At 38.2% G+C, this 13,654-nt stretch carries 10 protein-coding genes; 3 read left to right on the top strand and 7 right to left on the bottom strand.

The window, feature by feature from the left end:
• Nucleotides 1–274: 274 nt before the first annotated feature.
• The 3 genes from ACFIJZ_RS01050 to ACFIJZ_RS01040 all read right to left on the bottom strand — a co-directional run bounded on the left by ACFIJZ_RS01050 (nucleotide 275) and on the right by ACFIJZ_RS01040 (nucleotide 3,923).
• Complete coding sequence (locus ACFIJZ_RS01050) at nucleotides 275–1,021, bottom strand: glutamine amidotransferase (RefSeq protein WP_273790078.1); 747 nt, start codon at nucleotides 1,019–1,021, stop codon at nucleotides 275–277.
• Between the two features lie 146 nt (nucleotides 1,022–1,167).
• Nucleotides 1,168–2,727 (bottom strand): heme biosynthesis protein HemY, encoded by a 1,560-nt coding sequence (locus ACFIJZ_RS01045; protein ID WP_375630690.1) that lies wholly within the window; start codon nucleotides 2,725–2,727, stop codon nucleotides 1,168–1,170.
• A gap of 11 nt (nucleotides 2,728–2,738) precedes the next feature.
• A complete protein-coding gene (locus ACFIJZ_RS01040; RefSeq protein ID WP_375630688.1) occupies nucleotides 2,739–3,923 on the bottom strand; it encodes a COG4223 family protein in 1,185 nt (394 codons plus the stop codon).
• 286 nt (nucleotides 3,924–4,209) lie between these two features.
• Here ACFIJZ_RS01040 and tsaD point away from each other — a divergent pair, with 286 nt between their 5' ends.
• The 3 genes from tsaD (at nucleotide 4,210) to ACFIJZ_RS01025 (ending at nucleotide 7,912) form a co-directional block, all read left to right on the top strand.
• Nucleotides 4,210–5,304 (top strand): tRNA (adenosine(37)-N6)-threonylcarbamoyltransferase complex transferase subunit TsaD, encoded by a 1,095-nt coding sequence (gene tsaD, locus ACFIJZ_RS01035; RefSeq protein WP_375630686.1) that lies wholly within the window; start codon nucleotides 4,210–4,212, stop codon nucleotides 5,302–5,304.
• Nucleotides 5,305–5,891: 587 nt separating this feature from the next.
• On the top strand, nucleotides 5,892–6,326 hold the full coding sequence (locus ACFIJZ_RS01030) for an EVE domain-containing protein (protein WP_273790082.1): 435 nt from the start codon (nucleotides 5,892–5,894) through the stop codon (nucleotides 6,324–6,326).
• Nucleotides 6,327–7,231: 905 nt separating this feature from the next.
• Complete coding sequence (locus ACFIJZ_RS01025) at nucleotides 7,232–7,912, top strand: response regulator transcription factor (protein ID WP_375630684.1); 681 nt, start codon at nucleotides 7,232–7,234, stop codon at nucleotides 7,910–7,912.
• A gap of 500 nt (nucleotides 7,913–8,412) precedes the next feature.
• Here the strand turns inward: ACFIJZ_RS01025 and ACFIJZ_RS01020 are convergent, their stop codons facing one another.
• The 4 genes from ACFIJZ_RS01020 to lysA all read right to left on the bottom strand — a co-directional run bounded on the left by ACFIJZ_RS01020 (nucleotide 8,413) and on the right by lysA (nucleotide 13,654).
• A complete protein-coding gene (locus ACFIJZ_RS01020) occupies nucleotides 8,413–8,544 on the bottom strand; it encodes a DUF4102 domain-containing protein (RefSeq protein WP_375630682.1) in 132 nt (43 codons plus the stop codon).
• 280 nt (nucleotides 8,545–8,824) lie between these two features.
• Nucleotides 8,825–9,595, bottom strand: a complete 771-nt coding sequence (locus ACFIJZ_RS01015; RefSeq protein ID WP_273790085.1) for a class I SAM-dependent methyltransferase — start codon at nucleotides 9,593–9,595, stop codon at nucleotides 8,825–8,827.
• A 222-nt stretch (nucleotides 9,596–9,817) separates the two neighbouring features.
• Nucleotides 9,818–12,247 (bottom strand): TIGR02302 family protein, encoded by a 2,430-nt coding sequence (locus ACFIJZ_RS01010; protein ID WP_375630679.1) that lies wholly within the window; start codon nucleotides 12,245–12,247, stop codon nucleotides 9,818–9,820.
• 126 nt (nucleotides 12,248–12,373) lie between these two features.
• Complete coding sequence (gene lysA, locus ACFIJZ_RS01005) at nucleotides 12,374–13,654, bottom strand: diaminopimelate decarboxylase (protein ID WP_375630678.1); 1,281 nt, start codon at nucleotides 13,652–13,654, stop codon at nucleotides 12,374–12,376.

Genomic DNA, 13,654 nt, shown 5'->3' with positions numbered 1-13,654 from the left:
TTATTGAGGAGCAAAGCCAGCACCATCATTATATTTGGCTACCCCCACAATTTTGCGATAGCCCTTGGCACTTAAGACAGTTCATAAGAAGCATTTTTAGTCTTTTCTTATACAGTTTTTGCCCACACGCCAGCCCTACTTGTGACAGCAAGCAAGAGGTTTTTATTGAGTCAACATACACAGGTTTGGAATGAGAAAACCTTACGATATTCGGGGTTCTCATTCAATATGCAAAACAGTAAATTATTTATATAAATCAATGCGTTGTCAATAATCACACAAGTACGGGCGGTGTACAAAAAATCTGGTGTAATGCGCTTTCAAACCATTGGCTCAAAGCTCGATCATAGATTAAACGACCTTTCAAATGTGCACAAGCAGGTTGAGCACCTTTTTCAGTCAATTTATGTGCCGAACGCACGACCAAACGCCGCATCATAGCGCGTGTAAACTCAGCATGAAACTGCAAACCCCATGCATTGTTTCCATAACGAAAAGCTTGTGTAGGATATGTATTCCCTGTTGCCAAAAGCATTGCCTCTTTCGGTAAATCATAAATACCTTCATCATGGAAATGGTAGACCATTTCTGGCCAATTCATCAATTCCTTCCCTTGTGGGGTTGCTTCTAGTGGATACCAGCCGACTTCAACAGTCCCATCACTTCTTGTACCAACGCGCCCCCCTAGATTTCGCGCTAACATTTGTGCTCCAAGACAAATACCCAAAAAAGGCTTATTTTCCTTTAGTGATAACGAAATCCAATCAATTTCCTCACCAATATAAGCTTCGCTGTCATTCACACTCATCGGCCCCCCTAAAATAACAACACCGGCATAATGCTCTAATGTATCAGGGAGTTTTTGTCCAAAAATAGGACGATAAATATCAAGAACAAAACCTTTTTGTTGTAAAAATTTTCCCAAACGACCAGTATAGGTAGACCGCCGATGAATAACGACAGCAATCCTTGGTTTGTTATTTTTTTGTTTTTTATCAAGACATCTCTGATTTAAAAACATTTTTTAACCAATCACCTCTGCTACCAAGCAAAACTTTATTTTTAAAGCATAAGAGAATAATTTTATTGGAAAAGACTAACGATATTTTTTCTTCTAGGTCAATTGTTTCTTCTGAGAAAACATTCGTATTATCACATTGGTGCAATTTAAAATAAACGAAACTTTTTCCTCGATAAAGATGTGTCTTCTTCTGTTTTAACCCCTGGATCATCAACATTTAAATGAATTTGACTGAACATTTTTACATCTTGTTCTTTTATATCTTGTTTCTCCACCTGCGCATTATGCAAAAGAGAATTATCTATAGGTGTTAATTTTTCAAGCTTCTTATCTTCAACATCATCACTTTTTCCCATAACATACTCTTTGTCTTGCTTTTTCGGCACAATATTGTCCGCCTCTAATGTGAGAGAAGGCATACAGGGAGGCGCCTTCCATTCAAAACAGCCCAAACGTCCACTGATTGGAGAAACCGCTGACCAAGAAGAAAAAATGGACCCATCACACATCCATACTGGATCACGTTCAGCACGAAGTGCTAAAGAAAGCCATTGACGCACAGCACCTTGATTGTTTCCCTGTGCCTCTTCAATATCTGCCAACAATAAATAAACACTTTCCCGTGGATGACATTGTAATGCTTTTTGTGCCTTCTCTCTTGCTAATGCTGTTTCACCAGCATCCAAAGCTGCTTTAGCAATAAGGAAAGCCGACTCAAATGCATCTTTATTATAAGAAGCAAGTGTCTTAGCCCTTTTCAATCGCCCAATGGCTCCTTCTTCTCTTTCAAGATAAAGCGTCCCCAAATCAGGATGAGGATTCTTTTGCCAAGCCGCTATAATCATTTTATCCGCTTTACGCGTTTCATTTAACTTATAAAGAATATCAGCAGCAATAACTATTATTGGAACAAAATCAGGCGCCAATTTATGGGCTTTCAAAATAGCTTCACGTGCTTGTACAGGATGTGTATCAAACAAAGAAAGTGCCTGCCCACTTAGTAGTAAAACCTGTATATGCTGCCGCTCTGGAGTCGCGCGAGCAGAACGCGGGAGAGCTTTTTGCGTTCTTTCAAAAACAGTAAGTGCCTTATCCCATTTACCTTCAGCACTTAACCGATCAAGCACCGCCTTATGCGCCCATAAAAGTGCTGGCGATAAGGTCAGTGCCTCTTCGGCATATTGTTGCGCTGCCTCATAAGCTTTACTCTTCATTGCTTCACGAAACAAACCATAAAGTCCAACCAGTTTTGTCGGATCTTCCTTTCTCATCTCTTCATAAAGACCAATGGCGCGAACAGAATCATTTTGTAAAGACAAGGTTTGCGCTTGTAAGAGTTTTACCAATGGCTCTTGTTTTCCTGCAAGATATTTAGCAACCCGTTCTTCCATTTTTTGCGCAACCATACTATCACCAGCAAAAGTTGCAAGAATCCCCTTTGAAAGAGCTTCGTAACCACGCTTTTGATGGCGTTTATAAAAATAATTGGAAAGAGCACTCGGTATGGAAAAAAAGAAAGATAATAACCACCATAAAAGCACCAGCGTTATAAAAAACAAAATAAGCACACTTAACACTGTAAGAAATGAAGCAGAAAATCTGAAATGCAAAAATGTGAGAACAAAAATACCATTGTGATTAGCAACCCACGTGAAAGCTAAACCGAGGATACAAACAACAAAAATATAAATAAAAACACGTATCATCTTGGGCCTATTTACATCTTTGTTGCTTTAAAAGATCCTTGTTGCACAGACAATAACAATTGCTGCAACAACTGTTGAATAGCAATATGTCTTTCAAGCTGCTTAACAAAATCCATTGAAACATCTTTTGCACTTTGAGGCAATGATTGCCATTCGCTCAAAGCCTTTTCGTAATCACCAGCTTGAATGGCAACTTCCATGCGTGCCGCAATAGCCTCCAGCGTTGTCCCTTCAACATTTCCAATCGGTCGCGAAACAATGAGCCCTTTTATCCACGCTAAAATTCGGTCAAAAAAACCAGCATCTGACGCAACAAGATTTTGCGTACCAACAATTGCATCGGCAACATGAGCAAAATCAACTGAAAGTTGTGCTGAACTTGGAAGACCCACAGTAGCTGTTTTTTGCAACACATCAAGTCCATTAATTGAAGGCGATAATTGTTGTAATAGCTTTAATTCATTATTATAAGATCCACCACGCTCTACAGCATTTTTTAATGAACTAATTGCAGTAAAGAGCGCGGTATCTATTTCTTTTTTCTTACTATTTTTAACAGCAGTTTCTTCCTGTAGTGCTTCTAACTGTTGTTTTAACGCAGCAAGATCATTTGCATTGCTCTGCCCAACAGACAAAGCCGTCTCTATCTCTTTCGACTCTCTAACAAAAGTTTGTACAGTTTCTTCAAGAGCTTTTACTTTTTCCTCTAAAATCGCAAAAGCTTTTTTGCTTTCTTCTTTCGATAGTTCATCATTTTTCGTTGTTTTAAACTGTTGTGATGAAAAAGAAGACAGCTCTGTTTTTAACGCATCGATTTCTTGAAAGACCCGCCTCAATTGTTCCTTTGTGTCTTCACCTTGACTTTTTGCGGCTTCAGCAATCTGCAAAGCTTTTTCTCCTCCAGCAGAATTTTCCACAAAAGGAGAAGGAAAAAAACCAGCCCATTGAAGCCCCATAAAAATTCCCAAAGCAATGAATCCTCCCAAAATCCCAGAAAGGGACAAGAAAAGCCAAGTTGTACTAGAGGTACTTTTATCCTGACCTTGCATATTCTGTTTTTCTCGCGCATGAGCTTCTACAGAATTGTGGATTTTTCCCTCTGAATCATGGGGAACAGCTTCATGTTCAATAACTGGTTTCTTACGGCGCGTACCAGCATAATGTGGTTTAACTTTTGGTTTTGAAGAATCGACCATCTCTGTCACTTTTCGTGCACACTTTTTTTAATGATAAAATAATAAAATGAAAAAAGTTTTAAAAACGCAGCTTTTCTCAATAATATTTACAAGTATCGCCTTTAATAGACAAGTTTTTAAAAAAACATTTGCATTTTATACTCGAAAATACAGCTTTATTTTTTAATCAACGATATCATAAAATTCAAAGAAATAGAAAAAATAATTCTAAGAGAAATACTTTCCATCTTTTTCTGTTCATGGTACGCACGCAAGAAAGAAGCTTCAATATAAGGTTTTGTTTAAAATGCGTCTGCTGGGAATAGAAACAAGTTGTGATGAAACGGCAGCAGCTGTCATTGAATATAACAATGAATCAAACAGCCGAATTCTTTCCAATGTTGTTTGGAGTCAAATTGATCACCATGCACCTTACGGCGGTGTTGTTCCTGAAATTGCTGCTCGTGCCCATGTTGAAGTTCTTGATCATTTAATTCTGCAAGCACTAACAGAAGCAAACACAAAATTAAAAGATATTGATGGCATTGCAGCCACCAGTGGTCCTGGTTTGATAGGAGGATTGTTGGTAGGCGTTATGAGCGCAAAAGCACTCTCTCTTGCCACTGGCAAACCATTTATTGCGGTAAATCACTTAGAGGGACATGCTTTAACAGCTGTGTTAACGCACAACGTCAGCTTTCCTTATTTATTACTTTTAGTTTCAGGAGGTCATACACAAACAATCATTGTTCATGGAGTAGGCAACTACCAACGTTTAGGAACCACCATTGATGATGCATTAGGAGAAGCCTTTGATAAAACTGCAAAACTTTTAGGTCTTCCCTATCCTGGTGGACCAGCACTTGAAAAAGCAGCTTTATTTGGTGATAAAAATCGCATTCCCCTTCCACGACCTTTAAAAGGTGAAAAACGGTTAGATTTTTCTTTTTCCGGACTAAAAACTGCTGTTCGACAAGCCGCAACAGCCATAGCTCCCCTTACAGAAAATGATATTGCAGACATTGCCGCAAGTTTTCAAGCCGCCGTGACCGATACAGTACATGATCGTATTCACCTAGCCCTACAACACTTTGCCCACCAATATCCTCTCTCTCATGATCAAGAAAAGCGTTCTCCTGCTTTGGTTGTCGCAGGCGGTGTTGCCGCAAACCAAGCCATTCGCTCTACGTTGCAAGAACTTGCCCATCAACATGGTTTTGAATTTATAGCCCCTCCTCTTTCCTTGTGTACCGATAATGCTGCAATGATTGCTTTTGCCGGTGCACAAAAACTCGCACGAGGAGAAACAAGCTCTCTTGACATTGCACCCCGCTCACGCTGGCCATTAGATGAAAAAGCCGCGCCCTTGATCGGGATGGGACGCCGTGGAACAAAAGCATAATAAAATTGACGTCCCACACACACCTTAAAGAACGAAGATTTCTACTCAATCCGGTTTATAGATAGCCCGAATTCTCTATCGAGCAGATTCCAACCTGCTTCCCATTCACACAATTCACTTAACCCAAAGCTCGACACGTAAACCTAAATATTCACCACATATTCTGAAAACCTTCATGTTTCAAGAAACTGCCTTATATCATTACATTTCAAATGACGGTATTTTACAGCATAATAAGATCTACTCTCTCCCACGAAGCATAGATATGAATGCCATTCGTTGACCTCTTCATCTTTGACCATTCATTCGTTTCATTATCATTGTAATCTTAAAGCTTTTTAGAACCAATTTTCTTCATTTTTTCCCAAAAACTCTTATAGTGACCGCATTTCAAACCATAGCTGAAAAGATAAGAAAAGAGCAAAATACCTTTATACAACATGAAATATCAATGGAGCGCGTCTCTCTATTTTGAAACAAGAAAAAACAGATAATAGCCGTTCTTTACCCCATTTTAAAAATCATCGTTGATGGTATTACAAAGATACTTATAAAAATGCATAACAATCTATGAAAAAGGAGAACTCATGGCTTATTGGCTTTTTAAATCTGAACCCCATAAATGGTCATGGGAGATGCAAAAGAAAAAAGGAGTTAATGGCGAACAATGGGATGGTGTACGCAATTATCAAGCCCGTAATAATATGCGCGCTATGAAATATGGCGATAAAGGTTTTTTTTATCATTCAAATAAAGGTTTAGAAATTGTAGGAATTGTAGAAATATGTGCTGAAGCGCACCCTGATTCTACAAGCTCTGATCCACGCTGGGAATGTGTGGACATCCGTGCACTTTGTGACATGCCAACACCTGTTTCATTAAAACAAATTAAAGCCAATCCCAAACTAGCAAATATGGTGCTGGTCAAAGCCAGCCGCTTATCAGTGCAACCCGTAACAGAAGATGAATGGAAAGAAGTCTGTTTGATGGGCAACCTTAAGGAGGAAATGCTTTTATCTTAAAACAATAGTTTTTTATTCATTAACTCATATAAAAAGATGCTTCGTAGCGCAGAAGAATAAGCTCAACACATCCTTCTGTTGAGGTATTCTTATGCTAAATGCATAAATATGATATTTTTTTGTCATTTTTTATCCTGCACTCTTTCTCAATACAGTCTCCTTCCAAATTACACAAAAAGCCTCTTTATGATGCATCTTTTCGGCATTGCTAAAGGCAAAGCTTGCTCAACGATTATAATAAGCACCACCACGAACATAACACACAGCCCCCTTCACACACAAATGCAACAAAAAAACAAAACTGAACGTGGATAAAAACAATAAAAACGATCGTGAAGTTCTCCTAAACAGTGCATATGTGCTAGGTGTTGCACAATTCTCTTCACGCTTAAAAAACGCATCATATTGCGTGTTCATTGTTTTGCATGTTGGACGAGTGCGCCTCATGCCGCAGGATTCTCTCATTCCCAACCTGTTTATATTGAATCAATCAAAAGCTATTTGCTTGCACATTACAAGCGGAGAAAGTCCTGTATGGATAAAAACCGTGAAAGAAAGGACTAAAAATTCCTCCTATGAATCGTCTCAAGTGCCAAGGACTATCCGCAACACCCACGAGCTGGCAAAGTGAATGATAGTGCTAGCTTGTTTCTCCATAAAGCGTAAAGATGATGACACTCAATAGCTAAAACACGTTCTAGAACATAAAAAACGCTTCCAACCAATACGTAAAATACTCTGCAGACGGAATATCTTCTTTTCAGCAAGCAACCATTAGAAATTATAAAAGTTTATTTTTTAGAAACGCTCTTTTTTAATTTTTCTCTTTTAATTTTTCTTGCATGAAATCTCATTTTTCATGAAACTATACCAATCAGTGCATCAACATGCCTATAAGGAACAACATGAACCACTATACTCTTTTAATCGTTGAAGATGATGATCTACGCCCCATTTTAGTAGAACAATTGCAAATGCATCAAGAGTTTAAAATTTTCCAAGCAAAAACAGCAGAAGCGGGAATGAAAATAATCCAAGAAGAAAATATTGATCTCACTATTTTGGGACTTCAACTTCCTGATCTTGATGGTTGCAAAGCAGTTAAACAATTACGCTCCCAAGGATTTCGTGCCCCCATTATCATGATAACGAATTATGATACAGACTGCGATAATATTTTAGATCTTGAAACAGGCGCCAATGATTATGTGACAAAACCCTTTCGCTTTGCGGTGTTATTAGCGAGAATTCGAGCACAGTTGCGCCAATATGAACAAAATGAAGACGCAACCTTTCATATTGGTCCCTATACTTTTAAACTAAGACAAAAACTTCTTCTTGATCAATGCAACAATAAAATCTGTCTCACAGAAAAAGAAGCAGCGATCCTTAAATGTCTCTATTATGCCAATGATAAAATTGTCAGCCGTGAAACATTGTTAGAACAAGTTTGGGGATATAATGAAAATATTGTCACCCATACTTTAGAAACCCACATCTATCGTTTGCGACAAAAAATCGAAAACGATCCCTCCAATGCACAAATTCTCATGACAGATCAAAATGGTTACCGTTTAAATCTTTAATTCGAGATTTACTGTTTCAAAAATAATTTTAATATCCTAAATGAAAACAGAAACGAGATGAAAAAAACTTCGCGTATAATTCAAATGCTATTACATAAAACTTACTCTTATCTGTACTCTTATAACAAAATATATAACATTATGAATAAAAAACGAAATATTCAACATGAGAACCAGAAACAAAAATGCTTTCAAACCTCACGATATACTTTGTAACTTCTGTTTCACATACTTTTGTTCTTTCTAAAATTTTTAATATGTTCCGCATATAAATAATCGTGATATCTTTTAGCAACATTCTTGATCATAACTATCATCTTTAGATGAGTGCTATTTATGATTATTTTTTTCAGAAAAACCGCTCCACGCAATGCTTTATCTCATATTCACTAGCCTAAATTGAGAGATGTTTTTTATCTTTATAGTTTTCCTCCATTCTTTATGATTTTATCTCCTCTTAAGAGGTTGTATAATTAATGATATAACGCTAAATGTTTATCCTAACGATAAAGCCACTGAGCACCACCATCTTTACCCTTATAAAAGAACAAGCCGGCACCATCACACACTTTGTTAGATTTCAATGTTGCAGAGGAGCCCTTGACACTTGAGAGATGGTTCATAAGAAGCATTTTAATCCTTCCTTGTACAGTTTTTAACCACCATGAACCATATTATGCAAGATCCCTTGGACTCTGCTATTTTTATGCTTACGAAGATACCAGCATTTTTTCTTTTAAAATGTTTCCACTATTCATGAAATATGGTTCAGTATATAGATACTTGAGATTTTTTATTCACATGCCAATTCCACATATAATGTACAAAAGAATATTTTTTAATTGTAAATGCAAAAAATTGAAATAAGAGAATCCTTCTATATTTGCGGTTCTTATGCCAAAGGCAAAATGATTAATTATCTTTATAAATTAAAATATTTCGCACTTGTGGTGATAACGCAGGAATAAAAATACGTCGCGACTGACGACGCTGTACGAGCAAACCCTGATAAACACGTTTTTGTGCCTGACACATTAAGAGTCCACCAAAATAAGGCAAAAGATAGCGTGCAAATGGCTCATAAAAAAATGAGAACAACCGCGAAACATAACCCGTAGAGGGCATATAATGTACAATTTCTTGTATTGGCCCAGAAACAAAATTTGTTTTTTCAAACAAACGAGTAATTTGTTGCCGACTATAGGGTTCGCCATAACCAAAGGGCGTAGTAATATTGCGCGCCCAAAAGCCAGAGCGATTAGGTACAATAACGATCAAGTGGCCATTGGGTGCTAAAACACGCCATATTTCATTCAACGTTTCAAACGAATTTTCTGTATATTCTAATGCATGTACCAATAAAATACAGTCAACTGACGCATCAGGAAGTGGCAAATCTTCTTCAAAAACAAGCGCTGTAGCAACTTGCTCAGCACAAGGCCAAGGCGAAGCACCCTGAGAAGCTGGCATAAAAGCAAAACATTGTTGGGCACGTTCACGCAATGTAGAAAGATAAGGAAGCGCATAACCCAACCCCATAATCCGTTTATCCGTAAGATCAGGCCACCATAAATTCAATTGGTCACACAGCGTCTTTTGCACACGCAGCCCAAGTGCAGAAGCATAAAAATCTTTCAGCGTAACGATATCCAACTCAACATACCATGTAGAAACAAATTTCAAACATTACAGATTTTCATATACCAAACTTATATGGACTTCTGCTCTTTTTCCGCAATAGCGAACATTTTAATATTTCATATTTTAAACTTAAATGATCAAAAAATCAGTACAGCAGGATAATTATTGCCTTACAAGCACTTTAATCATTTTTTGGGAGATGAACTCCATAGAGGTTCTTCATACACTGTTTTTGACATCAATTAAGAAAAAAGCCAACATTGGTTAATTAAAATGAAGCAATCTTTCAAGATAGTTTTTTTCTTCTTCTGAAAGATGCTCTTTACCAAGACGTTTGCGAATTTCATCCAAAATCTGCCGCGTACGCATTTGATCACTTTCTTGTGGTAGTGCCTCACCTTCTTGTTCTTCATCTGTTTTTGAAGAAAGTGGACGTCCTAACGGATCTTTAGGACCAGAATCAGCATTTTGATCATCTCCCGTTTCTTTGAGTGTTTCGCGCATTTTTTTCAAAACATTTTGTGCACCTTGCCTCAAAGATTCCAAAGCATCAGACTGATTTTGTATAGATACCTGATGATTTCCATTATCAAGAGCATTTTCCGCAGAATTCATTTTTTCTTCTGCCCTTTTCAACGCGCCCCCTGTTTCAAATCCTTGTTCTGATAATTCTTTTTCTAATGTTGATAATTCAGACTGCAATTCAGCTTGACGTTTTTTTAAAGATTTTTTTTGTGTTTCTGGCACATCTTCTCCGCGTTTTTGTTCCATCTCTAACTGATGTGTTTCATTGAGAATTTCTTGCTGACGACGCATTAAATCTCCAAGCTGGTCCATCTTTTCTTTCATTTGTGCAGATTGGCTTTTTTCTCCCTCATTTTGATTGCCTTTTTGCACATGCAAATGATCAAGCGTCTGTTCAACTTCCGCCAAGAGTTGTTCAGCTGCTAAAGAAGAGCCCGTTTTAGCCATTTCCTCAATTAAATTTAGCTTTTCTTGTAATGTAGATTCAGAAAGATTAGGACTTTTTGAGCTTTTAGAATTTTTAGAAACTTGACTATCCGGTGCTTTTTCAGCCAAAGCACGAATATACTCATCCATAGCTTGACGTAAATCTGCCATAAGCCGTTCAATTTCTGCCGCTGAAGCACCATAACGCAGTGCATCACGTAAAGCAGCTTGTGCTTGTTTTAACTTTTTTTGCACGGATTCAAGCTGATTATCTTCAATACCCAAAGCAATTTGCCATAAATAATCCACCACATCGCGCAAATCCTCGTCTGTTTGTGCTAAAGAAAGTCTTGTCCACGCACTTTGTAGAACAATAAAATGCGATGCATTTTGCAACCCCTTTTCTGGACGCACAAGCAAAGCAGAAAGCATATCCAATACACGCTCTTTCACAGAAGCATCAAGAGCTAATAGACGACGCAATTCAACCACTGCGCGTGCAACAGGATTCGAAAAAACACGCTGTGGTAATATCATAACAAAAGTTTTGCTACGCCCTTTCTGCCCCGCACCATCTTCTGCCACCAAAGTAATTTTGACTTGCGAACCTGCCCATGGATGCGCTGATATATCCTGCACCATTCGCATTTTCCCCTTTCCACCACGCGGAAGAAGAAGCTCTATTTCCGGAGCATTATAAAGAGAAGAAGCACTTTTATTCTGAGGAAGAAAAGGCTCTATTTCAACAAAAGCCTTTGTCACACCATAATCATCATCCACCACATATCGTAATTCCAACGATCCCGTTAAAATCCTCCCTGGTTTTTCTAACCAATGAATTGTCGGAAGCGTGTCCTTAATTATCTGCAAATGCCACTGCTGTTTTTTACGACGTGATGATACAAATAAATTTATTGAATGCTTTAAATGTGTTTCAAAATGAACGATTGGATCATTCAAAGCTGTTTGTTCCGTTTTCTCTAAAAACGAAACTTCCCTCCCATCTTCTACAGACTTTGCTTTTACTGTAATACCAGCTCCATTGACAACACGCACAACAACATTACTCCCTTCAGGGATTTCTAGTTGTGTTTTCTCATCTTTTGTCAAATAAATCGGTGCCACACCGGTATAAGCTGGGGGTGTTACCCAAGCATCAATCCGCATGAGTTTTTCATCAACGACAGGACGAAAATCAAAGGCATCAGCCAAACGCCCCCCTTGTGAACCAAAAGAAAAACTAAAAGCGCACACAAAAAGAAGAGCACACAAAGCCCTCAAAGCCAAAGGATCATAATCCGCACTATTAAGAGAGATAAATCCAGTTTTTAAATGGTATAATTGCTTTACCATTCGGCGTTGATGTTCACGCCAAATAACAGCACTAAAATCTTCATCATTTTCAGAACATAAACGATCTGTCTGAATATTCAAAGGCTGGTGTCTAAGATCATTGACGCGTTCAAGGCGGCAATTTACTTCCCGCATTGTGGGAAACCGAAAACGAATAAGAAAAAACAAACTTGCCCCAGCACAAACAAGTATAACCCCAAGTAAGAGCAAATGTGACCAATAGCCCAAAATGCCAAAAAGTCCCAACCAGCTAAACGAACAAAAGAGACTAAGAACGAGGAAAAATGGCAACAACCGTACCCACATCCGTTCAAATGAAAGGATCCCCCACATCAAAATGCGCACACACAAAAGCTTCATTGCAAAACCTTTGATGTTTTTATTTTTCATAAACAAGCATTTATCCCCTTTTATCGTGGTGCATTAAGATCATAAACCCCATACAAAACAATTTCTAGAAAATAAATTGTTTCATCAAAGTTTAGTAAAAATAAGACCCAAAATATTTAATAATGCTCAATCTAATTTGGGCTCAATCCAATCTGGAATATGATCACAGCCTATCAATTGTTCATAATCAAGGCGTGGACGAATGACTGCATAACGTGTATCCTGAACCAAAACTTCCGGCACCAAAAGTCGACTATTATAAGTGCTTGCCATCACTGCGCCATAAGCCCCTGCTCCTGTTAACATCAAAACATCACCCGCTTTCAACACTGGTAAAGAACGTTCCAAACCTAAATAATCACCAGTTTCACAAATAGGACCAACAATATCAGCATTAATCAGAGGGGCATCTACTGGTGTTTTTTTCACTGGCATTACATTTTGCCACGCATCATAAAGCGTTGGACGCATGAAATCATTCATCGCCGCATCAACAATAACAAAATTTCGTCCTTCCCCCTTTTTTAAATACACAACCGATGTTACCAACACACCAGCCTCACCAACAATACTACGCCCAGGTTCTAAGATAATATTAATCCCTAAAGGCGCAATATGTTTCTTTACCAGTGCTGCATACTCAAAAGGAGAAGGTACTGGATGCTGCTCATAACCATAAGAAATACCAAGCCCGCCCCCAATATCGATATGGGTTATCGCATAACCATTATTCCATAATTGACGCACAAAATCTGCAACAATAACAAATGCATCTTCAAACGGTTTTAAATCACAAATTTGACTGCCAATATGGAGATCAACACCACACACATGAAGACCGGGCAATTGGGCTGCTTTTTTATATGCATCACCCGCCAAAGACAGTGGAATACCAAATTTATTCTCAGACTTACCTGTTGTAATTTTCTTGTGAGTCTTAGCATCCACATCAGGATTAATACGTAAAGAAATACGAGCCGTTTTTGAAAGCGCAGCAGCCCGCGCCGATAATTGTTCAAGTTCTGGCTCTGATTCAACGTTAAAACAATAAATATCTTGTGCAAGAGCAAAATCTATTTCTTTCACTGTTTTACCAACACCAGAATAAACAATATTCTGCGCAGGAATACCAACAGCAAGTGCACGCCGTAATTCCCCTTCTGAGACCACATCAGCTCCCGCTCCATTGTTAGCTAAAAGTTGTAAAACCGCTTGATTGGAATTCGCTTTAACCGCATAAGCAATTAAACTCGGCATATCATGAAATGCATTCTGATAATCTTTAAAATGTGCAACGATTGCGCTAGCTGAATAACAATAAAAAGGTGTTTCAACTTTCCGCGCAAGTTCCAAAAGCGAAAGACCTTCAGCGTGGAGCACACCCTGATGATAAGAAAAAAAACGCAT

The organism is Bartonella sp. CL70QHWL (genome assembly GCF_042194855.1).
GTDB lineage: Bacteria > Pseudomonadota > Alphaproteobacteria > Rhizobiales > Rhizobiaceae > Bartonella.
The sequence above is the reverse complement of the archived record's forward strand: the minus strand, read 5'-3'. Positions and strand labels throughout refer to the sequence as shown.